Source organism: Caballeronia mineralivorans PML1(12), assembly GCF_001028175.1.
Classification (GTDB): Bacteria; Pseudomonadota; Gammaproteobacteria; order Burkholderiales; family Burkholderiaceae; genus Caballeronia; species Caballeronia mineralivorans.
In genome coordinates this window covers 1-25,201 of sequence record NZ_AEJF01000152.1, presented here as the reverse complement: position 1 = coordinate 25,201, position 25,201 = coordinate 1, and the positions used below count along the sequence as shown (strand labels likewise).

Below are 25,201 nucleotides of genomic sequence, written 5' to 3'. Positions count from 1 at the left end.
GCTTTTTTAGGTGCTTCGGTCCCGCTCTGTTTTCCGTCTTCTCCGCTCCATCTCAATAAGTCGGCGTGCGACGATTACTTCACCGAATTCTATTATTGATCAATCGCTAATATTATTAATTTCTGGCTGTTTTGCTACGGTGATTACCCTTACCGATGCGCGTTCGACCAACGGTCCATCGAGCTTCACGGTGCGTCGACGAACGGGGGCGCCGGCGGCGCGGTTGTGCTCTTCCTGGAGCAGCGTTTCGACGGCCCATCGGCCCAGTTCGTAGTTCGGCAAGACGACCGTGGAAAGCGGCGGATGAGTATGCCGGGCGATTTCCTGATCGTCGTAACCGAGTATCGATACGTCTTCCGGCACGCGTAGCCCAAGCTGCTTGAGCGCTTCGATCGCGCCGAGCGCCATCAGGTCGTTCGCGCAGAAAATGGCGGTCGGCGGGTTGGATTCGCGCATCAGGGAAAGCGTTTGTTCGAAGCCAGAACCCGAGCTCCAGTCACCCTCACGCACCAGCTCGGCGGCGAATGGAAGATCAGCCGTCGCGAGCGCCATCCGATACCCTTTCAGCCGGTCGCGCGACGCGTCTTGCCAGGGCTCGCCGTTCACATACCCAATTCTTCGATGCCCCGCGTTCAGCAAATATTCCGTCGCGGTATGGCCACCCGCGACCTCGGCCGGAACCACCGATGAAAGCTCTGAATCGCTTGTGTAGCAGTTCAGCAAGACTGTCGGCACTTTTGAAAGCGCAGCCGGAAGCGTCACCTTGCGCGTGTACACGGTTGCGTAGATCACGCCGAGGACGTTCGGATTGGTCAGCGTCGCGTCGAGTACTTGCCGCTCGATTTCCGCGTTGCCATGCGTCGAGTAAACCGCCAGCATCCGGCCGTTTGCGAACGCTGTATCGCGTGCGCCGTCGATGTTCACCACCGGATGCGGACTTGTCGAAATCTCGTCCGCTAAATAAACAATCAGGTTCTTTTCATCCGCCGTGATCGCTGCGTCCAACGGCTCGCGCGTCGTCATCCGGTAGCCGAGATCCTGCGCCGCCTTGAGTACTTTGTTGCGCGTGGTATCGGAGAATTTCGCGCCGGTCGCGTTGTTCAGCACGAGCGACACGGTGGATTGCGACACGCCGGTCAGCTTCGCGATGTCGGTCATCGTCGGACGGCGTTGCGTGGATTTTTTCATTTTTTGAGGCCGCGAAAAGGCGGCGTTGTCGATGCGCTGAAACGTTCTTTGGATGCCGCCGACAGTACCACTAATATTTCCTACCGACAACGCTCCGAAACCACTGATATACATGGCTTTCAACGCGATTAGGCTGATCTAAGTACTATTACTAATAATATTGACTAGCCGATAACGATCATGCGATTCTCGGGGCACACGCGTGGCTGTCGGTTCGATGAAAGCCGCACGTGCCGACCGCGCCCGACTCGCGTGGCGCAACACAAGGAGACGACGATGGCCCGCTACGACGAGCGCGCTCGCGAAACGCTTGCTGAGGATTTCGAACGTGATGGTTTTGTCCTGCTGCCGAGCCATTTCTCGCGTGCGACGCTCGAAACATGGCGCGCGGCTTTCGAGCGGCTGTTTAAGCCCCATGCAGACGCGGCGCAGGAGCAGGGCGGCAGCGGCAATCGCGGGCCGGGCCGGTATTACGTCACGTTGCCGTTCGAAGGCGAATTCGCCGACCCCGCCATTTTTTGCGACGACGACGTGCTGGGGATCGTCGAGCGAATCGCCGGGCCTGATCCGGTGATGTGTCAGCTCGCCACCGATACCCCCGTGCGTGGTTCCGACTTCCAGGGCTGGCATCGCGACACGCCACCTTTGTTCGATGACTTCCCCGAAACACCGTCGTTCCAATTGGCGGTGAATTTTCCGCTCGTTGATGTAGATGAACGAAACGGCTCGCTGGAAACGACGCGCGGCACGCATCGGATATCGCGGCAGGAGGCGCTTGCGGGTTTGGCTCGCGGCAAGTTCCCGGCTGAACGTGTCCCGATGCAACTCGGCGACGTGATGATCCGCGATGTGCGCGGGTTACATCGAGGAACGCCGAATTTCACGGATACCCCGCGTCCGATGGTCGTTATCGGTTATAGCCGCTCGTGGTATTTCCGGCCGGAAGTGCAAATACAAGTGCCACGCGACGTGTTCGCCGCACTGCCTGCACGCGGAAAACGGCTGCTGCGCTACAGCCCGCAAGTCGAGAAGACGCCGCGGACCTTCGACGAAAGTTATCAGCGGTTCGCATATTGAACGCCACCGCCAAGCCCACCACGAAGCACGCTAACGACGCGTTTCGCATCGCGTTGAATGATCGCGAGCTAATCGAACTGCGCTCGGGGGATCGGCGGGTGTTGCTTGCGCCGCACGTAGGCGGCGCGATCGCGGCGTTCTATGATCTGCCAGACAGGGTCACTAGCGCCACGCCGTGGCATTGGCTGCGTCCCGCTTCGGCTGACGCGCTCGCCTCCTGCAACCCGCTTGGCATGGCGAGCTTTCCCTTGCTGCCGTATTGCAATCGCCTTCGCGACGCGCGTTTTGTTTTCGATGGCCAAAAGGTCGATCTCTCCCGCGATGGCAACTCGTTCGATCACGCGCTGCATGGGCACGCGTGGCGGCGGCCGTGGCGTGTTGGCTCGGTATCGGCAACCGCGGTCGAGTTACACCTGAACCACGAACCCGGCGATGAACCGGCGCACCACTGGCCGTATCGATACGAAGCGACGCAGCGTTTTGAACTTGACGCTTCAGAAGGCTTGTTCGTCACGATGTCGATGCGCAATCTCGCCGATCGACCCATGCCGTTCGGCATGGGCCACCATCCTTACTACCCGCGCACGCCCGCCACGCGCATCCGCACCAACGTCCGCGCGATGTGGCATGCCACAAAGGATCTCCTGCCGACGTTTCTCGGTGCACATCCATGCGTTGATCTGCTGGCATCGCCGGAAGGCTTATCCGCCGATACCTTCGATCTGGACAACAACTTCGCCCGCTGGTCGAGGTCCGCGATCATCGACTGGCCTGACGAACACCGCAGCGTCACGCTTTCCGCTGATACCCCGTTCGACCACATGGTCCTATACGCACCCGCGGCGCATCGGGATTTGCTGTGCGTGGAACCGGTGACGAATACGGTGGATTTTCTGAATCTCGATGCGTTGCGAGAGGACGTGGGCGGCGGGGTGTTGATGCCGGGCGAGACAAGCACGGCGCGCTTCGGCTGGACACCGCGCGGTCCCGGATTAGCAACCACCTGACAGCCGCCTTCCACTTTCCCGGTATCATCCTGAAATTATCCGCGTGCTTGATTGATCAACCGTAAGAGCACGTTCAGAAATCTCAAAAATGCAGGGAAGCACAATGACGACGATCGACGGCGCGCCGGGCGAATCAACACAACCGCGCCGGGTTTTGCTCGTCGACGACAGCGTCGATGCAGCCGAAGCCATGTCGATGTTGCTCGAGACGCTCGGTCATGAGGTGCGCGTCATGCACGACGGCCCGAGCGCCCTCGCGATAGTCGATGACTTCGCGCCCGAGGTAGTGATCCTGGATATCGGCTTGCCGGGAATGAGCGGCTTCGACGTCGCGCGGGAATTGCGCACGCGCGCAGTGACAAAAACGGCTTTGCTGATCGCGTTGACCGGTTACGGCGCGGACAGCGACAAGCAGGAAGCCCGCGATGCTGGCTTCGATCATCATCTGGTGAAGCCCGTGTCGTTCACGGCGATAGAAACGGTGATTGCTGCGTCGTTTTCTGGCGGCCAAAAATCGTAAAAACCCCGCCTCACTCCACCCGCAACTTCGCCATATACGGCAGATGATCGGACAGCCAAGCAGTGTCCTGCGTTGGCGTGATCCATTCCACCGGTTTCATCCCACGCACGAACATCTTGTCGAGCGCGAGCGCCGGTGAAAACGCCGGATAGGTCCGCCCGGATTCACCGAGCATGGTCGCCACTTCGCTCAAACCGAGTTCACCGAACAACGGCACGGAGTCGTTGCGCCAGTCGTTGAAATCGCCCGCCAGAACGAGCGGCCCTTCAGGCGCTTCCTTCGAAATCCATAAGGCGATCCAGTTCATCTGCCGCAACCGCGCCGCCCGCGTGAGCGCGAGATGCGCGCACAGCAGCGTGACCGAACGCCCGGCGAACGTGGCGCGCGCGACCAGCAAACCCCGCCGTTCGAACCGATGCGCCGAAATATCCCAGCGTCCACCCAGATCGAGCGGATGCGGTGAAAGAATCGCGTTGCCGTGTCGCCACGACGGTTTGAAGACGTTCTGCCCGAGCGCGATCTGCAGATCGAGCGATGTCGCTATTTCCGTCGCCTGGCAATGCCAGATGTCGTCGACGGGGGCATCGAGCGGATTGCCGAAGCTCGCGGCCAGCACGGGCTGCGGCATCCGGCGCGCCATGGCTTCCTGCAGGAAATAAGCATCGGCTTTGGTCGACTGAACCCAGCGCTGCATGGCGCTCCACGCCTGGAGGCCGAGCGGTGAGCGGCCCTTGTGCAGGTTCCAGCTCACGGCCACGAAGTCTGGGGTGTCGTGAGCGGAGGGAATTCCGGAGGTGAAATGTTCTGGATTTCGCATGCGATGAATGAGTTGACCGCGGAGTTGAACGGCGCGGTGCGGGACGTGGCGGCGCCGAGTGTGATTCGACGCGCGCCCGCGCTACTGCGCAGCCGTTGCCAGCGTCGCACGAACCTTGTAGGCGAGCGACGGGTTTTTATCGACGATCTGCCACGTCGACCATTCGCCGGGCTTCAAAACCAGTCCGGGATGCGCGGCGTTGACCTGACGCGGCTGCGGCGGCAGCTTGCAACCCGCCGCGGTGACGGGCGCGCTGCTGTCCTGCAGCGTTTCCTGGGCGTCGATTTGCAGCGTGATGTCGTCGCTGTTGGCGTGGATGGGAGAGACGGTGAGGGTGCGCTGCAGGTCGATATCGCCGGCGGGTTTGTCCGCGCAACCTACATTGTTCTTCACCACGTGATGGTGGGTATCGGTACGGGCTTGGCCGACGCTCGTCGTGCCGGTGAAGCTGTCGATCTGCTGACCGTCCTGCAAAACCTGCAATTCCCATTTGACTGGTTGCGGCGGCGTGCTTTGCGCAAGGGCGCTGAAAGGCGCAGTGATCGCGGCGCAGAACAGCAACATTGCCGTGTGATGTTTCAACATATGAGCTTTTCTCCTGATCCCTTATTACGTATGGGCCATGGCCCCTTCGATCCGGGTAGCTTGTTTTCTGACATTGATCTGATGCTTGCGTTCAGCGCTTGCTGTTTCCAAAAGCTACAAACGCGAGCGCAAAAGCTGCAGTAATCCTTCGCGCCCCGACGCGTCAGGCGACGCACTTTTCGCACCCGCTCGCAGCGGTTTTTTGCGCAGCGCAACCTGTCGATGATACAAGCGCTTCGGCTCGCCTGCCGAAGCCATCTCATTTTTAACGATTAGCAGCAGACGCCCGGGACTGCTCGCTTGCGCGCATTTTTATGGCCGATAAACTGAATTTATCGATCAACAATTCGGGGAAAGCGATGACCACCGCCGTAGTCAAACAAGAGCTCGCCGTGGCGTCGTTCAGCAAGGTCTACGACCTGGACGAGGTCGAAACCGCGTTGAACGGCTTGAGCGAAGGGGGCAGCGAGGCGCTGCGCGCAACTTACGAAAAGATGTTGAAAGCGGGCAATCTGCGCTTCTGCGTGAAGCCGAACAGAATGCCGTCCATCGACGATCTGGTTGCCGATCTGCCCAATTTCGAGGAACCGCTCAACGACATCCGCAAGCAGATCGCGCTGTGTCTCGAAACTGAGGACAGGCTCGAATTGATGCCGATGCTGCTGCTCGGCGATCCGGGTATTGGCAAGACGCATTTCGCGAAGCAGCTTGCGCGCTTGCTCGGCACGTCCTGTCATTACCTCGCCATGAGTTCGCTGACCGCGGGCTGGATCTTGTCGGGCGCGTCGTCGCAATGGCGCAATGCAAAGCCGGGCAAGGTTTTCGATGCGTTGGTGAACGGCAGCTATGCCAATCCGGTGATGACGGTCGATGAAATCGACAAAGCCACCGGCGACGCACAATACGACCCGCTCGGCGCGCTGTACGCGTTGCTTGAACACGATACGGCGCAGAGTTTCATCGATGAATTCGCCGAGATCCCGATCAACGCCGGCAACGTCGTGTGGATCGCGACGGCGAATCAGGCGAACACGATTCCCGAGCCGCTGCTGAACCGGATGAACGTCTACGAGATCGCGCCGCCGGATCGCGATGGCGCGCGCCGTATCGCGCAGTCGATTTATCACGAGATCCGCAGCGCGCATGCGTGGGGCGCGCGCTTTCCGGAAACACTCGGCGACGCGCCGCTCGATGCGTTGACGAAGGCGTCGCCACGTGAAATGCGGCGCGCGATGCTCAATGCGTTCGGCAATGCACGTATCGATAACCGGCATGAGGTGCAGGCGAAGGACATTGAACTCGGTAATGGCAGCCGGAAGAAACCGATCGGGTTTTGAGCGAACTGAATTGCCCAAACCTGCAAAAACCCCTCAAAATATGGCCTGAAACTGACTTTTTCCGGGCAAAAAGGCCATATTTCTCGATTCAGCCTCGATTGTTTCGGAAAATGAGGTCTCGCTGGAATTGACGTTGAGAATCATGCAACAAAGCGCAATAAAGCACCTGAGCCAGCTCCGCCGGCTGGCCTAGAATAGTGAGATGGACAGAATCGAATGTGTGGTGATTGGCGCTGGCGTGGTCGGACTCGCCGTCGCGCGGGCGATGGCCGCCCGCGGTCGCGAGGTGATTGTGCTCGAGGCGGGCGAAGCGGTCGGGATCGGCACGAGTTCGCGCAATAGCGAGGTGATCCACGCGGGTCTTTATTACCCGCGCGGCTCGCTGAAGGCCGACTTGTGCGTACGCGGCCGCGCGATGCTCTACGAGTATTGCGACGCGCATGGCGTTCCGTACAACCGCTGCGGCAAATTACTCGTTGCCACGGCGCGTAACCAGTTGCCGCAACTCGCGGCGATCCAGCACAAGGCTGTTGAAAATGGCGTCACGGATCTGGTGCGCGTGAGCGGCGCCGAGGCCATGGAACTGGAGCCGCAACTTCAGTGCGTGGAAGCGATGTTGTCGCCGCAGACCGGCATTATCGACAGTCATCAATTGATGCTTGCTTTGCAAGGCGACGCCGAACGCGACGGCGCGACGGTGGCGTTTCATACGCCCGTGACGGATATCGATGCTCGCGATGGTTCGTTTATTGTGGAAACCGGAGGCGAGGCGCCGATGCGTTTCCAGGCCGGCTGCGTGATCAACAGCGCGGGGCTGTGGGCGAACCAGATCGCGCGCAACATCCGCGGGCTCGACGCGCGCCATGTGCCGCCGTTGTATTTCGCGAAAGGCAATTACTTCAGCGTGAGCGGCAGGACGCCGTTCGAGCGCCTGATCTATCCGATGCCGAACGAAGCCGGACTAGGCGTGCATCTCACCATGGACATGGGCGGGCAGGCCAAGTTTGGTCCGGACGTGGAATGGATCCAGAAAATTGACTACTCCGTCGATCCGCAGCGCGCGGCTGGTTTTTACGCAGCGATTCGCGCGTACTGGCCGAATCTTCCCGACGACGCGCTGCAACCCGCTTACGCAGGGATTCGGCCGAAGCTTTCCGGGCCGGGGCAGCCGGCCGCTGACTTTCTGATTCAGGGAAGGGCGGCGCATGGCATGGCGGGACTGGTAAATTTGTTTGGCATCGAGTCCCCCGGATTGACCGCTTCGTTGGCGATTGCGGAAAAGGTTGCGCGGATGCTGGGATGAATGAGCGCTCGCTTATCTCAAAGATTTGGCTAAGTGCGTTGCGCTCCACGTTGATATCCTTTGACATCGCCGTCGACAAGAACGGCGCACACCCCCAATACAACGGAGCACATTTTCATGAAATCCTCACGACGCACGTTCCTGATCTCGAGCATTGGCGTGGCATCGGCACTGGCGGTGTCGCGCACCGCGTTCGCCGCCGATCCCGTCAAGCTGGTTGAATCGGATGCGATGGCGCAAAGCCTGGGCTACAAGCTCGACGCCACGACCGTCGATAAAGCCAAATTCCCGCGCTACGCCGCCGGCCAGGATTGCGGCAACTGCTCGTTCTATCAAGGCAAACCTACCGACGCTTTCGCCGGATGTCCCATGTTTGGCGGCAAGCAGGTTGCATCGAAGGGCTGGTGCAACGCGTATAACAAGAAAGCCTGAGCAGCCCACAACTAGAAACTGACGCACTCAGCTAACATCGAAACGCGCCCCGCCACTTGGGCCGGGCGCGTTTTTTATCGTCGCTTGAAAACGATCTCAGCGCTCTTTACACTCGCATGGCATCTGACCCGGTGCGTCGAATCGCCGCACCTTCGACGCACGCGACACAACCCAGCGCAGACGAAACGCCCTCACGGGCGGAGGCGACATGGCAACGGTGAGACGAGGCAGCTCCAACGGTTCCAGTGGTTCCGGCGCTTTGCGCAGAACGCCGAACACCCGCGCGGTCGTGGCGGCCGTGATCGGCAACGCGCTCGAATGGTATGACTTCGTGGTCTTCAGCTTCATGACCGTCGTGATCTCGAAGCTGTTCTTCCCCACCACCAGCGACTACTCCTCCATCCTCCTCACCACCGCGACCTTCGGCGTGGCGTTCGTGATGCGGCCCATCGGCGGCATCGTGCTCGGTCTCTACGCCGATCGCGCCGGACGCAAAGCGGCGCTGACACTGGTGATCGCGTTGATGACGCTCGGCATTCTCCTGCTCGCGATCGCACCGCCTTACGCGGCCATCGGTCTCGGTGCGCCGTTGATCATCGTGTTTGCGCGCCTGCTGCAAGGTTTCTCGGCCGGCGGCGAGTTCGGCAGCGCAACGGCGTTGCTGATCGAAGCAGCACCTTTCTCCCGGCGCGGTTTCTACGGCAGCTTCCAAATGGCGAGCCAGGCGGCGTCGCTGCTGCTGGGTGCTATCGTCGGATCGATCATTACGCGCAATATGTCGCCCGAAGCGCTGATGTCGTGGGGATGGCGCGTGCCGTTTATCTTCGGGCTGATCATTGGACCGGTGGGGTTTTATCTTCGGCGCAACATGCTTGAAACTGAGGCGTTCATTCACGCGCAAAAGATGGCGCGGCGCGCGACGCTCGGCGAAGTGTTCCGCGAACATAGCCGCGAAGTCTTGTGCGGACTCGGCGCAGTCATCGCGCTGACGGTGACGGTCTATGTGCTGATCGGCTATCTGCCGACGTTCGCCGTCAAGCAACTGAAGCTGCCGTTCGGCCAGTCGTTCACCGCCTTGATCGTGGGCAATTTGCTGCTGACGGTGTTGTCGCCGGTGGCGGGTGCGTGGTCCGACAGGATCGGCCGAAAGGGATTGTCGCTGTGGTCGCTGATCGTCACGCTCGTGATCATTTATCCGTTGTTCGTGTGGCTTTCCGCTGAACCCAGCGTGACGCGATTGATTATCGTGCAGGGCATTTTATCGATCACGCTCGCCGGGTATTACGGGCCGTTCGGCGCGCTGCTTGCCGAGTTGTTCCCGGCGCATATCCGCTCGACGGGGTTATCGATTGCGTACAACGTCTCGGTCATGTTGTTCGGCGGCTTCGGGCAATTCGTGGTGACGTGGCTCATCAAGGTGACCGGTTCGCCGCTGGCGCCAACGTTCTACGTGATGGTGGGCATCGCACTGTCGATCATCGCGGTCGCCTTCATTCCTGCCGCGCGCCACGCCGATGTCGACGAAGCGCGGGTCTTGTCCTGATGTCTTGATGGAACACTAATGAAAGTCGTTAAAAGCCGCGAATTTACGGCCGAGCGCGCGTGGGGCGCACTCGATATCACCACCATGAATGGCGTCTCATGCCGCCTGCACTGGACCGACGCGCCATATAAATGGCACGTGAATGACGGCGAGGAGGTTTTCGCGGTGATGCACGGCCAGGTGCGCATGCGCGTGCGGCGAGACGGCGTGGAGGAAGAAGTGCTGCTCGATGCCGGCGATATCTTTCACGCCCAGCCCGGCGATGAGCATATTGCCGAGCCGGTCGGTATCGCGCGGATTCTGGTGATCGAGAAGGAAGGGAGTGTTTGATTGATCTGACTATTTAGATCAAGCCAAGCACGCGGCGAAATCGAGGCCGGAAGCAACGTTAAAAAGCCGTTCCGCGACACGCCGGAACGGCCTCTTTATTCAGCAGACGATAACTCCGCGCTGCGCTTTACCTCCGCGACGTTCAGCGGTCATAACGCCGCATTGAGCCAGCCGCGTTCATTCGCCCAAGCTCATCGTACTAATTTAAACCGCAGCCTTACGTTCCAGCCCCGCCTTCACCAGCAAGTCCGCCAGCGCTTCCGTCATCCCGCCTTCATGCTTGGCCGCAAGTTCCTGCAATTGCCTGACGAGATCGCTGTCCAGCTTGCAGGCGAACGGCACAAGCCCTTTCTCCTGATCCAGCCGGCGCTGTTCGCGCTTGTCGAGTTTCGGCTGCGCGGTTTGCGGGCCGAAGCTCGACGCGCTGTTTTGCTTCAAGCCGTTGGCGAGCTTGAGCGCCTTGTTTTTTTCCAGGTCGAATTTTTTCACGCGAAGCTCCAAAAGCTATAGAGGCACGAAGGCCGAGGCGCGTATTGTACGCACGTCGCGCGGCCGGCCTGTTAGCCGGACGCCGGAACCGGTGGATTGCCCGGCGCGCCGTCCATCAGTTCTTCGATTCGCGCCCGCATCCGCTTCCAGTGCGATCCTTCCCAAAATACCCGCCGGCACACATCGCAAGTGACAAAACGTGCGTGCCGTTCGAGCACGCCTTCCGGCACACGATCGCTCACTTCATCCGAACTTGCGCGACGCAGCGGCGCGTTGCACATCAGGCACAAGCGGAAAGGGCGGACGTGTTGCGCGAGTCGGAGCCGCGTTGCGACTTCTCGCCATTGCGCATCGGGTTGCAGCGCGCGCACGTAGCAGCCGTGGACGAGCGTGCGGCGCTTCAGCAATTCGCGATCGCGCGTGAGCACTACGCGATGTTCGGTCAGCGCAAGCTGCTCGATTTCATCGTCGGGAAAATGATTGTCATAGCGGGTATCGAAACCGGCTAGCCGAAGCAGTTGAGCGAGCGCGCCAAGATGTGCATCGGCGATAAAACGCAGCGTCTCCAGCCGCAACGGCGCGCGCAGCGGATGCGCGATTTCGAGCGCGCGCGGCATCACGCCGGGCGGATAGACATCGATAAAGTCAGCGTTTTCGATAGGCGTATCGAAACCTGCAGGCACGCCGTTGCGTAGAATCAGCGTTACTTCCGTGTGCGGCACGCCGAGAGCTTCGATCATATGCTTGGTCGTCGACGCCGCCGGACACGCGCACGCAAACGCCTGTTCGCGCTGCGGCCGCGCCAGGAACTCATTTAACTCCCGATGAAAACGGAACGTGGCAGTCGTCATGGATTCGAGTATCGCATCGCTTCGACGCGCCTGCTTTGAGTCGCGCTGGCGCCGGGTTCATTGGGAACTCATCGCATTTGTCAACCGCAACGAAAGTTGCATGGGACCAGAGTAACCCGCTAAAGCGTGAACTCTGGTCGACACAGGAGCACGACATGGATATCGGGTTTATTGGACTTGGCAACATGGGCGCCGCGATGGCGCTGAATGCATTGAAGGCAGGCCACACGGTGCGCGTCTGGAACCGTTCGCCCGATGCCGCGAAACCGCTCGCCGAACACGGCGCGCGCGTGGTTGCGTCGCCGGATGAAGCGTTCGCCGGCGACGCGGTGTTCTCCATGCTCGCTGATGACGCCGCGTTGCGCTCGGTCCTGCTCGACAGCGGCCTGCTCGAGCGCGCGCCGAAGGGCCTTGTGCACGTGAACATGGCGACGATTTCCGTCGCGTTCTGCGAGGAGCTTGCGGGCCTGCACGAGCGGCACGGCGTGGCGTATGTCGCGGCGCCCGTGCTCGGGCGCCCGGATGTGGCGGCGGCGGGCAAGCTGAACATCGTGGCTGCGGGCGCGGATGATGCCATCGCACGCGTCCAGCCCATCTTCGATGTCATCGGTCAGAAGACCTGGCGCGTCGGTACTGCACCGCAACACGCGAGCGTGTTCAAGCTGGCAGCGAACTTCATGCTGGCATCGGCGATCGAAACAACTGCGGAGGCGGCGTCGTTGATGACGGGGCATGGCATCGATCCGCACGCGTTCCTCGACGTAATCACAAACACGCTGTTTCCGGGACCGGTGTACCAGGGCTACGGCCGGATGATCGCCGACAACCGTTATGAACCGGCGTTGTTCAGGGCGCGGCTGGGGCTGAAAGACGTGCGGCTCGCGCTTGCAGCCGGCGACGCCGTGAACGTGGCGCTGCCGGTGGGGAGCCTGGTGCGCGACAACCTCATCGACGTTCTTGCCCAAGGCGACGGCGACAAGGACTTGGCGGTGCTGGGAAAAGTCGCTGCACGGCGCGCGGGAAAGAAGGTGTGATTCTTGCGCAGTTGTAAAGCACAGTTGTAAAGCCCGGATGCGACGGCGTTGTATCGGCAAGAAATAGCGGCAATGGACGGGAACGTTCCCTATACTTGTCGCGCCGTCTGCCTCAGGTTTTGAAGTGTTTCGAATCGGACAGCATTCGGTGGCGCACATACGGGCACACGCCGCCGGTGCAGGCTTTTTAAAAGGTCTCGTTGGCGACGAACCAGCTTGGAAGCTGGCTTGGAAGCGACTTGGAAGTCGCCTGGAAAGCCAGCTTATAAAAAGACGAAGCGGAGACAGGACAGCGCCCACTATGAAAAGCACTCTTCGGGGTCTCATGTTCGTGGCGGCATCGGCGGCCCTTGCGTGGGCATGCCTGAGTACGCCGGGGATCGCTCTCGCTGACGACACCCCCAATCCCTGCGATGCACTGAAGCGCATCGTGGCGGCAGCGCCTGACGGTTTTACCTCCCTGCGACCCGACGATGGCAAAGCCGTCGCGCAGACGTACGGCCGTGATGCGCAGTGCGCGGCGAAAGCCCGTACATATACCTGCATGTGGACGAAAGCGTCGGACGCCGGATCGGCGACTGACGCGTTGCAGGGCGTGGCGGCGGACATTGCCGCATGCCTGCCGGAGGCCACACACGATCAAAACTCGCCGGGTCGCCAGCATTTTTATATTGGCCCGCGTGGGCAGCGCACGCAGATCACCGCGACCACCGCCGGTGCTGGAAAGTTGACGCTCGCGGTGTCGGGCAAATGAGGGGGCAGTCGTGACCAAGCGTGTTCTCATAACCGATGACGACGACGACGCCCTGAGCTGTCTGGCCAATCTGCTGACGGGTCTGGGCCATCAAGTGGCGCAGGCGTCGTGCGGAGCGCAAGCGCTCGATGTCGCGCGGCAATTCTCGCCGGATGTGGTGATCCTGGATCTGGGCATGTCGCCGATGGACGGTCTTTCCGCCGCGCGAGCGCTGCGCGCGTTGCCCGACGGCCCGGCGATGCTGCTGGTTGCGCTGACTGGCTGGGGCCAGCCGCAGCACCACGCGATGACGCAGGAAGCGGGCTTCGATATCCATCTGGTGAAGCCCGTTTCCATCGATCAACTGGGCTTTATCCTCTCGATGACGCAGCCCTGATGTTGTATCGATGCAACGAATCAATGTGAGGAGAATCGGGGATGTTGCGCTGCACCAATAGTTTTGGTATAGTTCGGTCGTCTCCTCCATGTCTCCACTGATATGGATTCAGCCCGCCCATCTTAGGCGGGCTTTTTTTTTCGCCTGCTCGCCCGGTTTCGCCCGCACCGATCAAAACCTGTACGACACCGCTAAAAACGTAATCAGCGGATCGGCATTGAGTTTTGACTTTGTTGTAGCGAGCTCGGTACCGTCAGCCGCCTTGATGATCAACGACGATGTTGTCTTCAACGGAATGTAGGTCAGCGAAGCAATCAAACCCCAGTGCTTGTCGAAGTTATAAGTCGCGCCGATATTGAACACCGGCTGCCACGACGACGAAGCCTTCGCCTCCACCGACGTCTGTCCCGGTTTGCCCGCACCCGCCGCCAGCACCGCACCAAGATTGTTCTGCGTCGATGTGACGAAGCCGTTGGTCAGCTTGATGTTCGTGAAGAAGTTGTACGACACGCCCAAGCCCGCGAACGGCCGGAACGCCGCGCTCGGCGAATTGAAGTAGTACTGGAAAATCAGCGCAGGGCTCCACTGCCGCACGCTTTTCACGATCGGATTGGTTTGATCGAGATTCTGGTTGCCCAGCGCACCTGCCGGTCCCGGCGGCTGGATCGTGCCGTGACCATCGAGTTCGAACTCGGGTGGCACACCGCCTACGAACGTGGTCGCAATATGATCGGTGAAAAAGTGCGTGAAGACGAGCCCGAAGGTATCGGCGCTCTTCGTCGACAAGCTTGTGCCCGCCGACGTGAATTGCGACGGCAACCGCAGCGGCGTATTGATCGGCGTGGGCGCGACATGCGTGGTCAGCGCATCGCTCGAATCCTGTGGCATGACGTGGAACCAGCCGAGTCCCACGACGTTATCGCCGGCGCTTTGCGCATGTGCTGACAGTGACGCACACGCTGCCACCGCGACCGCCAACGGTTTTCCCGCAGCCAAAAGCTTTTTCATTTCGTCTCTCTTCGGTTACAGGCCGTCATGCGAACGCTGCTCGTCTTCGTAGAAATCCGGGCATTGTTCGCATGCAGCCGTTCTTGATGGGCTGCCGGACGGTTACTGCACAAATGAGCCGATGGTGAAATACGGTGTTGTCGGGTCGCTCTGGTCGAGGTAGCCGAACACGCCACCGGAGAAGATGAACTTGCCGCTCGGCGTCGTGCCGGTCGACGCGCCCACTACCGTCGATGTCACCAGACCCGGAACGACTTCCGTGTAATCGAGATTGAGCGCGCGCGACAACGCGACCTGCGACGGTTGGAACGGATCGATCAAGGTGGCCTGCGTGCCGCTGAGCGCGGTCGTCCGGTAATTGAAGGCGTTATCCACGCCGACGTATTCCCCATTCACCGATCCCGACGCCACGTTGGTCTGCGGCGACATCATGGAAATGCCGGATTCGTCGTCGGCGAAAGGCGGGATGCCTGTGGTGATCGTCGCGTTCGCGGTGCCGGCGCGTACGACGATCGGCACGTTCTGGCCGCGCAACTTGCCGACGATCATGTAGCCCTTGCCGAGCGCGCCAGCCGCGAGCGTCGGTTTGCCTTGCCCGAGGAAGTTGTTGGTGACGAATGCACCGCTGCCATCCGGCGATTGTGCAAAGTTCGACCCCGCCTGCTGGCACTTGCCGGTGTTCACGCCAGTGTTGTCACATTCTTGCCAGGTGCCGTCGGCATTGATGGTGATCTTCGAATCGACGGCGAGACGCGCATAGTTCTGCGACGGAATCTCGTGATAGCCCAGTTGGTTATACGTCCCGGCGACGTTGGCGAGATTCGTCTCGAGCGTCGAGAAGCCGATGAACGGGTAATACGGAAAGGTCCGGTCGGGTACCACGCCCTGGCCCAGAATCCCGCCGAACTGGAGTTCCTTGCCTGGAATCGTGCCGCCTGCCACGCCTTCGCCCACGAAGATGCGCGCGGGACGCGTGGCATCGAGCGTCGCACCGTTCAACTGGTATGCGCACTGATTCAGCTTTTGCGTGGGCAGGCCGGTTTCCATCGTCAGCGTGCCGGTCTGGGTCGTGCCGGCCCGAGTGGGGGAGACTGTGCCGGTGACGGCGGGGATCGGCGACTCTACGTAGGTCACTTGCCACGTGAGTTTCGTCGTGTCGAGTTGCAGCTTGACGAGTTCACCACTGCCGCCGCCGCCGGTGAAGGTGGTCGTGTAGTCGAGCGATGCCGGGCACAGCCGGACGACCGGCGCTTGAGGCGCGTCGCTGCCGCCGCCGCAGGCGCCGAGGAACGGCGTGACGCTGGCGATTGACGCACCCAACGCAAAGGTTCTCCATTTCATACCGCTGTCTCCATCCACATTTATTCGTTCGTTGGCAGCCGGCGCGTGCCGGCCCTGGTCTTGTGTGCTTGTGTACGTGTTGCGTGCTTAGCAATGCTTATTTGCTGAGCAGCGCACCGATACCGAAGTACGGGCTCGCCGGCGTATCGGCGTTAGCGGACGTGGAGCTCAGGCCACCGTTCACCGTGCTGCCTGCAATGAAGATCCCGTACAGCCCGCCCGCCGAAATCAGCGCGCCCTGGCCGCCTTTCTGGTCCTGCACGCCGATCAAGCCAGGCAACTGTTGCGCGTAGCTCATACCGAAACCGGTCTCGGAAGCTTGCGTCGTTGGATTGATGAACGAGCCGACCGGACCTTGCAGCAGTGTCGCCGTGTACTTGAAGTTCGAATCCGCGCCGACGTAACCGCCATCGAACGCGCCCGACTTGAGCACCGTGTTCGCAGCGAGCATGGCGATGCCGGATTCATCGTCGACTTGCGAGGCACTCGCGTTCAGCGGCGTGAGTGGCGATGGCACGAAGACCTGACCCGTGCGCGCGACGATCGGCACGATGGCGCCGTTGATCTTGCCGATCACCATGTTCGCGTTCGCGACGGCAGGAAACGCGGGGAAGCCGAGAGCCGTCAACGCCGGTGACGATCGTTTGCCCTGCACTTGCGGCGCGACCGCGCTGGTGAAGTACGAACCGCTGGCGTTCGCCGTCCAGGCGCCGCCCGTCGTCTGGCAAGTTGTGTTCGATGCCGGCACGGGCACCGTGCAGTTGCCGGCGGCATCGAAGGATTCCTGGGCTTGCGTGGTCGTGGTCGAGTAGTTATTCGATGGAACCAGGTGGTAAAGCAGTGCGTTATACGTGCCCTTGAGATCCGCGACGTTCGTGCTCACCGTCGAAAAACCGATGAACGGATAGAAGTCGAAGTGACGGTTCGGCACCGGGAACAGCGGCGGGACGCCGGGAAAGGCATGGACGCCGTCGGCCGTGAGCGTCGCGCCGCTGTATTGCACGGTCGCGCCCGGAATGCCGCCGCCGGCCACCCCCTGACCGATGAAAATGGTCGGCGGATTCGCCTGGTTGAACGCGGCGGCGGTCGTATACGTCGACCCGTCCGATGCCAGCCCGCCTCCCGGCGTCAGCACGAACGCGCAACGCGTTTGCTCCGCGGTGGGCAGCGTGCCTGCGGGCGGGTGCACCACTGCGCCCACGATCGTTGTGCCCTTGCGGGTGGGATTGACGGTGCCCGTGACCAGCGGAATGGGCGATTCGAGCCATTTCAGCGTGTATTTCATGTTAACGGCATCGATGTTCAGGCTCACGATCTCACCGCTGCCCGCGCCGCCCAGATACGTGCTCGCGACAATATCTGCGTTGGCCGGACACAGCGGTCCCGCGCCCGCGCCGACAGCCGGCGCGCCTTGCGTGCCACAACTCGCGCCGGAACATTGCGGCGTGTTGATCGGACCCGGGTTGTCGGCGTTGCCGCCACCGCATGCAACAAACAACGGGGCGCTCGCAAGTGCGAGCGCGAGTCCTTTCGAAATGGCATACGACATACCGCTGTCTCCCTTATCTAGTTTTGCGCGTGTAATTTCGCTATGACTTTTTCGTATGTCAACCGACTGAAACGTCTAAAAGACCGATTCAAACAGTGGTCTTCCGGCCGCGCCTTGACTGATAAGGCACTGCCGGCGCATTGAAACAAAAGTTTTTCCGTAAGGTTGATTAGGGAAAATACTTTTCATTTCGATGAAAAACGAAGAAGGTTTAAGTGCGAAAACGCGTAATCATCGACGAACGAACGTTCGTAAATAAATTGGGAGAATCCCTATGGAAACCGCGGCCGAAGTTCCGATTGACCTGCGGTGAAATTTCGAGAAGGGGATTTGAAGAGCGCGCCCGAGCGCAGATTGAAGGCGAAAAAAAACCGGTTTCGCTCAATAGCGGAAACCGGCCTTTAGCGATGAGCGCTCGGGCGCGCTCAACATTCGTTTGAATCGATAATCGGATTAGCGCGAGAGGCCAGATTCCTCGTCAGCGCCGATCGCGAGGTTCATGCACTGGATTGCCGCACCTGAGGCGCCCTTGCCCAGATTGTCCAGGCGCGCGACGGTGACAAAACGCTCCTCGTTGCCGAACACAAACAGCTCGACGCGGTTCGTGTCGTTGCAGGCCTGGACGTCGAAGAAACCGTCATCGAGATTGCTATCCGCGCTGAACGGCAACACGCGCACAAACGGTTCGTTCGTGTAGTACTCGGCGAGCAAAGCCTGAACGTCTTGCGGCTTGGCGGCACGCGAGAGTTGATCGGGCGAAAAGTACGTCGTGACGGCGAGGCCCTTCAGGAAGTTGCCGACGATCGGCGTGAACACAGGCGCCTGCTTCAGGCCCGAGCGCACTGCCATTTCCGGCAGATGCTTGTGAGTGAGGCCGAGCGCGTAAGGCCGCGGGCTGTCAAGCCGCGGATTTCCACCCGCTTCATAGTCCGCAATCATCTTCTTGCCGCCACCGCTGTAACCGGTAATGGAATACGCGTGCGCAGCGAAATCGGCGGAAACGAGACCGCCCGCCACCAGGGGTTTCATGGCCAGCAGGAACGCCGATGCGTGACAGCCCGGCACCGCGATGCGCTTTGCGGTGCGCAAGCGCTCGCGTTGCGCCGGCATCAGTTCGGGAAGGCCGTATGCCCAGTCGTCGTGCGTGCGAAATGCCGTGCTTGCATCGATAACCACCGTGCGGTGATTGTCCGCGTCCACCAGCGAAACCGACTCGCGTGAAGCGACATCCGGCAAGCACAGGAACGTGACGTCTGACGCGTTGATCAGCCGCCGGCGCTCCTCCACGTCCTTGCGGAGCGTTTCCTCGATACGCAACACCTCGACGTCACGCCGCCCGGACAGATATTCGAAAATCTTCAGACCCGTGGTGCCTTCCTGTCCGTCGACAAATACTTTCGTGGTCATCTCGATCTCGCTGGGTTCGGTCGCGCCCGGACGTCATATCGCCCGAGCGTGGTCAAAACGCCATTTTAATGCGCTTCCGCGACAACGCGATGGCATTGCCGGGGACATCGGTCGATTGGCCTAAAAACCGTTGCAACGCCGTCGAAAAATCTACTTCGCGTTCCACCGCGCCGTCACCGCCGCGATTCGCGCGCCGAACACTTTCGCCGTCTCCAGGTCGCCGGGCGGCGGGGCTTCGTCGGGCGATGCGTCTGCCGGCGATTGCGCCAGCAAGCCCGAAAAACCGCCGACATAGTTCAGGTCGTTGCGCGTCGCCGCCTTCGTGTTCGACGGCATCATGCCCGTGCCAGCCCAGATCATGCTGTGCTGCATCGCGAGCGTGATGAAATAGGCGATAGTCGAGTGCTTGTCGCCATTCATGGTCGCCGAGTTGGTGAAACCGGCAGCAATCTTGTCCTTCCACGATTGCGCGAACCACGGTTTGGAGCTGGCGTCGGCGAATTTCTTGAAGTCCGCCGACGGGCCGCCCATGTACGTGGGCGCGCCGAAGATGATCGCGTCGGCGGCGTCGAGCTCGGCCCAGCCGGCGTCATCCAGGTCGCTGACGGCGAGCAGCTTCGCGTCGGCGCCGGCGTCGATCGTGCCGGCCAGCACGGCTTCGGCGACTTTTTTCGTATGGCCGTAGCCGCTGTGATAAACGATAACGATTTTCGACATGTCATTCCTGTCTGCGATACAAAGCCGCAGGCTGCCCGAGAACCAGGCGGAGCCACGCGCCTTCGCGATAAAAGTTGGCCGGCTGTAAAAAAACGACGCCGGTGAAGCTCACCGGCGAGTCTAGCAAAGCTAATTTCGACGCGCCGACGCGCCATAAAGGCCGCTCAGCGCCCGTAGGTGACCACGAGTTGCGCGCTGGCGATGGTCGTTGTACGGATCTCGTGCTCGAACATGAGCGCGGGGCTGCTCTGGCGCAGGCGCAAGTCGCTGCTGTTGAGCGCGTAGACGGTGATGATGTAGCGATGCGGTTTGCCCGGCGGTGGACAAGGACCCGCGTAACCGTCGATATCGAAGTCATTGCGCGATTCCACCGCGCCCACCTTGCGCAAGGCGCCCGAGGCGCTTGCGTTCGACGGCAACTGCGTGACGCTCGCAGGAATGCCCGCGACGGCCCAGTGCCACCAGCCGCGGCCGGGGGCGTCCGGGTCAAAGACGGTGACCGCGAAACTTTGCGTGCTGGCCGGCGCGCCGTGCCATGACAGTTGTGGCGAACGGTTGCCACCCTTGCAGTCGTTCTGGTCGAAGACGAGCGCGAGCGGCATTCGCTGGTTCGCGGCGAGGTCGGTACTTGTCAACGTGAAAGGGACTGCGGCAATAACTTCGGCGACCGCACGCGGCACATTTGATACCATCGCGGCGCAGAAAACCGGTAGCAGCAACGAGCGGCGGGAAATTCGGAACCTGACGACACGCCAACCAACAACGCGGTACACAGCACAAACCACAAGCCCGATCCCCAAGCGCATGGTGCGAGTTCTCCTGTCACGGACGCAGCCAAATCTGGCGTTTCACCCACTGCAACGATGTATTTTGTCTCAGAAATAGGCTTAGATGCGGATTCAAGTTTAACATTTCGCGAAAGGATAAAACTTTTCAAATGTTCAAAACAAGACTAAGCGAGGGGCAACACGGTAACGTAGGGTATAGCCGCAGCTTCGCTCTCCCGGCCGAAGGGACAATGTAATGAACGAGAGCACATTGCCGATAATGCGCGAGGGATTTGTCCATTTACGAGCGAGGGGCAAATAATGGGTCAACGGATAAAAGTCATTATCGCCGATGACCATCCTGTCATTCTGTTTGGCGCCGCGCAGGCGCTATTGAAATTTCCCGACATAGAAGTGATTGGTCAGGCGCGTCAATCGACAGAATTGATTCAGTTTTTGCAAAAATCGCCCTGCGACGTGGTCGTGTCCGACCTCGCCATGCCGGGCGGTCGATATGGCGACGGCATGCCGTTGCTGGGTTATATCGGGGGTCAGTTTCCGCGCGGTGCGCATCGTCGTGTTGACCATGCTCGAAAATCCCGCGCTCCTGAAACGCTTGCGTGAAGTGGGTGTGACGGCCGTGATCAATAAGTCAGACGATCTGAGCCACATAGGACTGGCCATCGTTCATGTGATGCGAGGGCAGGAATATATCGGGCCGTCGGTGCGTCTCGCGCTCGACAGCATGGGCGTGTCGGCGAGTGGTCAGCAGCGCGACGTGGTGTTGTCGAAACGGGAGCTCGAAGTGGTGCGTTTATTCGTGTCCGGCATGACGATTACTGAAATTGCCGCGCAGTTGAAGCGCAGTATTAAAACGATCAGCACGCAAAAAAATACCGCCATGCGCAAGTTGGGGATTGAACGGGATTCTGAATTATTTCAATATGCCCAGAGTAACGCGTTATTGAATCTCTCGGCTTACGTGGGCGATGGGAATCTTGACGATACTATTCCCGCCAACACGTAATAATCGTTAATATCGTTGCATAAAAAAGCCGCTCGTTTATTGAAACGAGCGGCTTTTTTTATTGCAAAGAAAATTCAGTGTCAACGGATTATTGCGGTGACGCCGTTACGCCGCCGTGTGCCGCCGACCATTCAGCCGGAGCATGCAAAAATTTCTCGACTTCATCCAGCGTCTTTGCTTCGAAATAACCCGCTTCCTTCGCCACGCGCAACACATCCCACCAGGTAGCCAGCGCGTGCAGTTCCACGTCGATATCTTTCAATACCGAGACACTTTCCTTGAAGATGTTGTAATGAAACAGCACGAAGCAGTGGTTCACCCTCGCGCCGGCCGCGCGTAGCGCGTTGATGAAATTGATCTTGCTGCGGCTGTCGGTGGTCAGGTCTTCTACCAGCAGCACACGCTGGCCTTCCGTCAGCAATCCTTCAATTTGCGCGTTCCGGCCGAAACCCTTTGGCTTCTTGCGCACATATTGCATGGGAACCATCAGCCGGTCGGATAGCCATGCGGCGAAAGGGATACCCGCCGTCTCGCCGCCCGCGACCGCGTCGATCTGCTCATAGCCGACATCGCGCAGAATCGTGGTCTCGGCCATCTCCATCAGGGCGCGGCGCACGCGCGGATACGAAATCAGCTTGCGGCAGTCGATGTACACCGGACTCGCCCATCCTGACGTGAAAATGTATGGTTTGTCCGCGTTGAAATGCACAGCCTGGACTTCGAGCAGCATCTTGGCGGTGGTGTCGGAGATCGTCTGGCGGTCGAGGCCTGTCATGGGCGAATCCTTGGATTTTGAAGGGGCGCCTGGGGCCAGTTTTGATTGGCGATCAAGCGGCGGCGGCCATTGGCGCCTGGCGTAGCGGTAACGTCCGGTCGAGAGGAATGTCGACGGAGTTCGATGCGCGCGTAGCCCGAGATTTTACCCGAGTGACAAGACGGGGACGATCGCGAAGTGGTTGTTCGTTGCTGGAATTGTCTTGCGAATCCGGGAGTTGTCGTGCAATCGATGCATACGGTTTTGCATGCCCACGCACCGTTTCTGTTGAAAATGGTGCTGTGCGTCAATTTTATGGCGCGGTGTACACTATTTATCCCCGAAAAATGCTATGGCCGGGTGTTTCGCATCGGTGCAAACGCTGTTGTTGCCTATGTGCCGGGTCGTTGCGCGGCGTCATCGAATCGAATCCGGCCGGGCGCGCGAAATCCATTTGATCCGTAACGACGTTTGAGCACGTCCGCGCACAGCTTCCGAGCCCTTCATTCCACTCATTTTCTCAACTCTTTTCCTAAACGTCTCAGGCCTATCATGGACGAACAACTGAAGCTCAGCGCCCTCGCATATCACCAGTACCCGAAGCCCGGCAAGATCTCGGTTACGCCGACCAAGCCCTTGTCCAACCAGCTGGATCTGTCGCTGGCTTATTCGCCGGGCGTGGCCGCTGCCTGCATGGCGATCTTCGACGAACCGCTTGACGCCCAGAAATACACCGCGCGCGGCAATCTGGTCGGCGTCGTGACCAACGGCACGGCTGTGCTCGGTCTCGGCAATATCGGGCCGCTCGCCGCCAAGCCGGTGATGGAAGGCAAGGGCTGTCTCTTCAAGAAGTTTGCGGGTATCGACGTATTCGACATCGAACTCGCGGAGACCGATCCGGACAAGCTCGTCGATGCCATCGCGATGCTCGAGCCCACGCTCGGCGGCATCAACCTCGAGGACATCAAGGCGCCGGAGTGCTTCTACATTGAGAAGAAGCTGCGCGAGCGCATGAAGATTCCCGTCTTCCACGACGACCAGCACGGCACGGCCATCATTGCATCGGCCGCTATTCTCAACGGCCTGAAAGTGGTCGGCAAGAAGCTCGACGAAGTGAAGCTCGTGTGTTCGGGCGCGGGCGCCGCGGCCATCGCGTGTCTCGATTTGCTCGTTCACCTTGGGCTGAACAAGTCGAACATCCTGGTCTGCGATTCGAAAGGCGTGATCTATGAAGGACGCGGCAGCCTGGATCCGTCGAAGGAGCGGTACGCGGCCAATACGCCGGACCGCACGCTCGCCGATGCCATCCATAACGCCGACGTGTTCCTCGGCTGTTCGAGCGCCGGCGTGCTAAAGCCGGAAATGGTCAAGGTCATGGGCACGCAGCCGCTGATCCTCGCGCTCGCCAATCCGGAGCCGGAAATCCGCCCGGAAGAGGCGAAGAAGGTGCGCCCGGACGCGATCATCGCGACTGGCCGTTCGGACTATCCGAACCAGGTCAACAACGTGCTGTGTTTCCCGTTCATCTTCCGCGGCGCGCTGGATGTGGGCGCGACCACGATCACCGAAGAGATGAAACTCGCGTGCGTGCGCGCGATCGCGGAACTGGCCGAAGAGACCGATCAAGGCGATGAAGTCGCGAAAGCCTACGAAGGCCATTCGCTCGAATTCGGCCCGGATTACCTGATTCCGAAGCCGTTCGATCCGCGGCTGATCATCAAGATCGCGCCGGCCGTTGCGCAAGCCGCGATGGATTCGGGCGTCGCGACGCGGCCGATTCACGACATGGACGCGTATCGCGAGGAACTGGGCACGACCGTTTATCGCACGGGCATGGTGATGCGGCCGGTTTTTGCGGCGGCGAAATCAGCGCCGGCGCGTATTGTGTTCGCCGAGGGTGAGGACGAACGTGTGCTGCGCGCCGCGCAATTCGTACTGCTGGAGAAGATCGCGAAGCCGATCATCATCGGGCGGCCGGCGGTGGTGGAAATGCGCCTTCAGAAGATGGGCTCGAAGCTCAAGCCCGGCACCGATTTCGAGATCGTGAATCCGGAAGACGATCCGCGGTATCAGAAATGCTGGCAGGAATATCACCATATCGCCGCACGCGAAGGCGTGACGCCGGACAACGCGAAGGCGGCGCTGCGCAAGTTCAACACGCTGATCGGTGCAATCCTGGTGCGACTGGGCGATGCCGACGGCATGATCTGCGGCATGATCGATACGTACCATGACCATCTCAAATTCATTGAGCAAGTGTTGGGTAAAGCGGAAGGTGTGGAGAACTTCGCCGCGATGAATCTGCTGATGCTGCAAGGGCGCAACCTCTTCATCAGCGATACCTATGTCAACGAGGTCCCAACGCCCACGCAACTCGCCGATATGACCATCCTGGCGGCGCGCGAAATCGAGAAATTCGGGATTGCGCCGAAAGTCGCGTTACTGTCGAACTCGAACTTCGGCAGCGTGCCGACGGCTTCATCGAAGCGCATGGCGGAGGCACGCAAGCTGATCGCCGAGCGTGCGCCGGATCTGGAAGTGGATGGCGAAATGCATGGTGATGCGGCGTTGTCGGAGGTCGTGCGCAAGGCCGCATTCCCCGGCTCGACGCTGACCGGTGAGGCAAACCTGCTGATCATGCCGAACGTGGAGGCCGCGAATATCACGTACAACCTGCTCAAGATGGTGAGCGGCGAAGGCGTGACGGTCGGGCCGTTCCTGCTTGGCGCGGATAAACCGGTGCATATCCTCACGCCGGCCGCGACCGTGCGGCGGATCATCAACATGACGGCGGTGGCGTCGGCGAATGCACGGGTCACGGCGACGAGCAACGTAGCGTGATCCGCAAATTTATTGCGATATCCTGACGGGTTGATATCGATAAATCGAGATGGCCATGAAGCGGCGACTGGGTTGACCCAGCCGCCGTTTTTTTATGCGCACCCGTCGCATGTAACCCGGATACGCTAAAAACGCTTAGTACTACAG

At 60.2% G+C, this 25,201-nt stretch carries 24 protein-coding genes and 1 pseudogene; 13 read left to right on the top strand and 12 right to left on the bottom strand.

The window, feature by feature from the left end:
* Positions 1-99 precede the first annotated feature (99 nt).
* Positions 100-1,158 carry a LacI family DNA-binding transcriptional regulator gene (locus tag EOS_RS25600; RefSeq protein WP_047895040.1) on the bottom strand — a complete coding sequence of 353 codons (1,059 nt, stop codon included), beginning with the start codon at positions 1,156-1,158 and terminating at the stop codon, positions 100-102.
* A 306-nt stretch (positions 1,159-1,464) separates the two neighbouring features.
* On the opposite strand from EOS_RS25600, the gene EOS_RS25595 reads away from it, so the two are divergent.
* The 3 genes from EOS_RS25595 (at position 1,465) to EOS_RS25585 (ending at position 3,792) form a co-directional block, all read left to right on the top strand.
* Positions 1,465-2,265 (top strand): phytanoyl-CoA dioxygenase family protein, encoded by an 801-nt coding sequence (locus EOS_RS25595; RefSeq protein WP_047894979.1) that lies wholly within the window; start codon positions 1,465-1,467, stop codon positions 2,263-2,265.
* 47 nt (positions 2,266-2,312) lie between these two features.
* The gene (locus EOS_RS25590; protein ID WP_082163522.1) at positions 2,313-3,272 is read left to right on the top strand and encodes an aldose 1-epimerase; all 960 of its coding nucleotides are present in this window, start codon (positions 2,313-2,315) and stop codon (positions 3,270-3,272) included.
* A 103-nt stretch (positions 3,273-3,375) separates the two neighbouring features.
* Positions 3,376-3,792, top strand: coding sequence for a response regulator (locus EOS_RS25585; protein ID WP_047894978.1), 417 nt, complete (start codon positions 3,376-3,378; stop codon positions 3,790-3,792).
* A gap of 10 nt (positions 3,793-3,802) precedes the next feature.
* Here the strand turns inward: EOS_RS25585 and EOS_RS25580 are convergent, their stop codons facing one another.
* Positions 3,803-4,609, bottom strand: a complete 807-nt coding sequence (locus tag EOS_RS25580; RefSeq protein ID WP_047894977.1) for an endonuclease/exonuclease/phosphatase family protein — start codon at positions 4,607-4,609, stop codon at positions 3,803-3,805.
* An 81-nt stretch (positions 4,610-4,690) separates the two neighbouring features.
* Entirely contained in the window at positions 4,691-5,194 is a 504-nt protein-coding gene (locus EOS_RS25575; RefSeq protein WP_047894976.1) for a hypothetical protein, read from the bottom strand.
* 359 nt (positions 5,195-5,553) lie between these two features.
* Here EOS_RS25575 and EOS_RS25570 point away from each other — a divergent pair, with 359 nt between their 5' ends.
* The 5 genes from EOS_RS25570 (at position 5,554) to EOS_RS25550 (ending at position 10,139) form a co-directional block, all read left to right on the top strand.
* Complete coding sequence (locus EOS_RS25570; RefSeq protein ID WP_047895038.1) at positions 5,554-6,531, top strand: AAA family ATPase; 978 nt, start codon at positions 5,554-5,556, stop codon at positions 6,529-6,531.
* 202 nt (positions 6,532-6,733) lie between these two features.
* Positions 6,734-7,834, top strand: coding sequence for an NAD(P)/FAD-dependent oxidoreductase (locus tag EOS_RS25565; RefSeq protein ID WP_047894975.1), 1,101 nt, complete (start codon positions 6,734-6,736; stop codon positions 7,832-7,834).
* 117 nt (positions 7,835-7,951) lie between these two features.
* The gene (locus tag EOS_RS25560) at positions 7,952-8,266 is read left to right on the top strand and encodes a high-potential iron-sulfur protein (protein WP_047894974.1); all 315 of its coding nucleotides are present in this window, start codon (positions 7,952-7,954) and stop codon (positions 8,264-8,266) included.
* Positions 8,267-8,474: 208 nt separating this feature from the next.
* On the top strand, positions 8,475-9,809 hold the full coding sequence (locus tag EOS_RS25555; RefSeq protein WP_047894973.1) for an MFS transporter: 1,335 nt from the start codon (positions 8,475-8,477) through the stop codon (positions 9,807-9,809).
* A gap of 18 nt (positions 9,810-9,827) precedes the next feature.
* Entirely contained in the window at positions 9,828-10,139 is a 312-nt protein-coding gene (locus EOS_RS25550) for a cupin (protein ID WP_047894972.1), read from the top strand.
* Between the two features lie 204 nt (positions 10,140-10,343).
* On the opposite strand, the gene EOS_RS25545 is transcribed toward EOS_RS25550, so the two are convergent.
* Both EOS_RS25545 and EOS_RS25540 read right to left on the bottom strand, forming a co-directional pair.
* Entirely contained in the window at positions 10,344-10,628 is a 285-nt protein-coding gene (locus EOS_RS25545) for a hypothetical protein (RefSeq protein ID WP_047894971.1), read from the bottom strand.
* Between the two features lie 71 nt (positions 10,629-10,699).
* Positions 10,700-11,479: a Mut7-C RNAse domain-containing protein gene (locus tag EOS_RS25540; RefSeq protein ID WP_047894970.1), complete on the bottom strand. Its 780-nt coding sequence runs from the start codon at positions 11,477-11,479 to the stop codon at positions 10,700-10,702.
* A 35-nt stretch (positions 11,480-11,514) separates the two neighbouring features.
* Between EOS_RS25540 and EOS_RS25535 the strand changes: the two genes are divergently transcribed.
* From EOS_RS25535 to EOS_RS25525, 3 genes are all read left to right on the top strand, one after another.
* The gene (locus tag EOS_RS25535) at positions 11,515-12,513 is read left to right on the top strand and encodes an NAD(P)-dependent oxidoreductase (protein WP_326972948.1); all 999 of its coding nucleotides are present in this window, start codon (positions 11,515-11,517) and stop codon (positions 12,511-12,513) included.
* A gap of 301 nt (positions 12,514-12,814) precedes the next feature.
* Positions 12,815-13,267 (top strand): hypothetical protein, encoded by a 453-nt coding sequence (locus tag EOS_RS25530; protein WP_047894968.1) that lies wholly within the window; start codon positions 12,815-12,817, stop codon positions 13,265-13,267.
* Positions 13,268-13,277: 10 nt separating this feature from the next.
* Positions 13,278-13,643, top strand: coding sequence for a response regulator (locus EOS_RS25525; protein ID WP_047894967.1), 366 nt, complete (start codon positions 13,278-13,280; stop codon positions 13,641-13,643).
* A gap of 171 nt (positions 13,644-13,814) precedes the next feature.
* Here the strand turns inward: EOS_RS25525 and EOS_RS25520 are convergent, their stop codons facing one another.
* From EOS_RS25520 to EOS_RS25495, 6 genes are all read right to left on the bottom strand, one after another.
* Complete coding sequence (locus EOS_RS25520) at positions 13,815-14,651, bottom strand: OmpW/AlkL family protein (RefSeq protein ID WP_047894966.1); 837 nt, start codon at positions 14,649-14,651, stop codon at positions 13,815-13,817.
* 102 nt (positions 14,652-14,753) lie between these two features.
* On the bottom strand, positions 14,754-15,992 hold the full coding sequence (locus EOS_RS25515; RefSeq protein ID WP_047894965.1) for a DUF2957 domain-containing protein: 1,239 nt from the start codon (positions 15,990-15,992) through the stop codon (positions 14,754-14,756).
* 97 nt (positions 15,993-16,089) lie between these two features.
* Entirely contained in the window at positions 16,090-17,541 is a 1,452-nt protein-coding gene (locus EOS_RS25510) for a DUF2957 domain-containing protein (protein ID WP_047894964.1), read from the bottom strand.
* Positions 17,542-17,994: 453 nt separating this feature from the next.
* The gene (argC, locus tag EOS_RS25505; RefSeq protein WP_047894963.1) at positions 17,995-18,948 is read right to left on the bottom strand and encodes an N-acetyl-gamma-glutamyl-phosphate reductase; all 954 of its coding nucleotides are present in this window, start codon (positions 18,946-18,948) and stop codon (positions 17,995-17,997) included.
* A gap of 150 nt (positions 18,949-19,098) precedes the next feature.
* Positions 19,099-19,665 (bottom strand): flavodoxin family protein, encoded by a 567-nt coding sequence (locus tag EOS_RS25500; protein WP_047894962.1) that lies wholly within the window; start codon positions 19,663-19,665, stop codon positions 19,099-19,101.
* Positions 19,666-19,829: 164 nt separating this feature from the next.
* Positions 19,830-20,357, bottom strand: a complete 528-nt coding sequence (locus EOS_RS25495) for a YbhB/YbcL family Raf kinase inhibitor-like protein (protein ID WP_082163521.1) — start codon at positions 20,355-20,357, stop codon at positions 19,830-19,832.
* 396 nt (positions 20,358-20,753) lie between these two features.
* Here EOS_RS25495 and EOS_RS25490 point away from each other — a divergent pair.
* Positions 20,754-21,459 (top strand): annotated as a pseudogene (locus EOS_RS25490) (response regulator).
* Positions 21,460-21,547: 88 nt separating this feature from the next.
* Here the strand turns inward: EOS_RS25490 and EOS_RS25485 are convergent.
* Positions 21,548-22,234, bottom strand: a complete 687-nt coding sequence (locus EOS_RS25485; protein WP_047894961.1) for an orotate phosphoribosyltransferase — start codon at positions 22,232-22,234, stop codon at positions 21,548-21,550.
* 531 nt (positions 22,235-22,765) lie between these two features.
* Between EOS_RS25485 and EOS_RS25480 the strand changes: the two genes are divergently transcribed.
* Positions 22,766-25,054, top strand: coding sequence for an NADP-dependent malic enzyme (locus EOS_RS25480; protein ID WP_047894960.1), 2,289 nt, complete (start codon positions 22,766-22,768; stop codon positions 25,052-25,054).
* Positions 25,055-25,201 lie beyond the last annotated feature (147 nt).

Bases quoted from the DNA above. Each gene is read 5' to 3' on its own strand.
- EOS_RS25560 (WP_047894974.1), top strand. From the start codon at position 7,952: ATGAAATCCTCACGACGCACGTTCCTGATCTCGAGCATTGGCGTGGCA.
- EOS_RS25540 (WP_047894970.1), bottom strand. From the start codon at position 11,479: ATGACGACTGCCACGTTCCGTTTTCATCGGGAGTTAAATGAGTTCCTG.
- EOS_RS25515 (WP_047894965.1), bottom strand. From the start codon at position 15,992: ATGAAATGGAGAACCTTTGCGTTGGGTGCGTCAATCGCCAGCGTCACG.
- EOS_RS25600 (WP_047895040.1), bottom strand. From the start codon at position 1,158: ATGACCGACATCGCGAAGCTGACCGGCGTGTCGCAATCCACCGTGTCG.
- EOS_RS25520 (WP_047894966.1), bottom strand. From the start codon at position 14,651: ATGAAAAAGCTTTTGGCTGCGGGAAAACCGTTGGCGGTCGCGGTGGCA.
- EOS_RS25500 (WP_047894962.1), bottom strand. From the start codon at position 19,665: ATGTCGAAAATCGTTATCGTTTATCACAGCGGCTACGGCCATACGAAA.
- EOS_RS25495 (WP_082163521.1), bottom strand. From the start codon at position 20,357: ATGGTATCAAATGTGCCGCGTGCGGTCGCCGAAGTTATTGCCGCAGTC.
- EOS_RS25480 (WP_047894960.1), top strand. From the start codon at position 22,766: ATGGACGAACAACTGAAGCTCAGCGCCCTCGCATATCACCAGTACCCG.
- EOS_RS25565 (WP_047894975.1), top strand. From the start codon at position 6,734: ATGGACAGAATCGAATGTGTGGTGATTGGCGCTGGCGTGGTCGGACTC.
- EOS_RS25555 (WP_047894973.1), top strand. From the start codon at position 8,475: ATGGCAACGGTGAGACGAGGCAGCTCCAACGGTTCCAGTGGTTCCGGC.
- EOS_RS25575 (WP_047894976.1), bottom strand. From the start codon at position 5,194: ATGTTGAAACATCACACGGCAATGTTGCTGTTCTGCGCCGCGATCACT.
- argC (WP_047894963.1), bottom strand. From the start codon at position 18,948: ATGACCACGAAAGTATTTGTCGACGGACAGGAAGGCACCACGGGTCTG.
- EOS_RS25570 (WP_047895038.1), top strand. From the start codon at position 5,554: ATGACCACCGCCGTAGTCAAACAAGAGCTCGCCGTGGCGTCGTTCAGC.
- EOS_RS25595 (WP_047894979.1), top strand. From the start codon at position 1,465: ATGGCCCGCTACGACGAGCGCGCTCGCGAAACGCTTGCTGAGGATTTC.
- EOS_RS25530 (WP_047894968.1), top strand. From the start codon at position 12,815: ATGAAAAGCACTCTTCGGGGTCTCATGTTCGTGGCGGCATCGGCGGCC.
- EOS_RS25485 (WP_047894961.1), bottom strand. From the start codon at position 22,234: ATGACAGGCCTCGACCGCCAGACGATCTCCGACACCACCGCCAAGATG.
- EOS_RS25580 (WP_047894977.1), bottom strand. From the start codon at position 4,609: ATGCGAAATCCAGAACATTTCACCTCCGGAATTCCCTCCGCTCACGAC.
- EOS_RS25550 (WP_047894972.1), top strand. From the start codon at position 9,828: ATGAAAGTCGTTAAAAGCCGCGAATTTACGGCCGAGCGCGCGTGGGGC.
- EOS_RS25510 (WP_047894964.1), bottom strand. From the start codon at position 17,541: ATGTCGTATGCCATTTCGAAAGGACTCGCGCTCGCACTTGCGAGCGCC.
- EOS_RS25585 (WP_047894978.1), top strand. From the start codon at position 3,376: ATGACGACGATCGACGGCGCGCCGGGCGAATCAACACAACCGCGCCGG.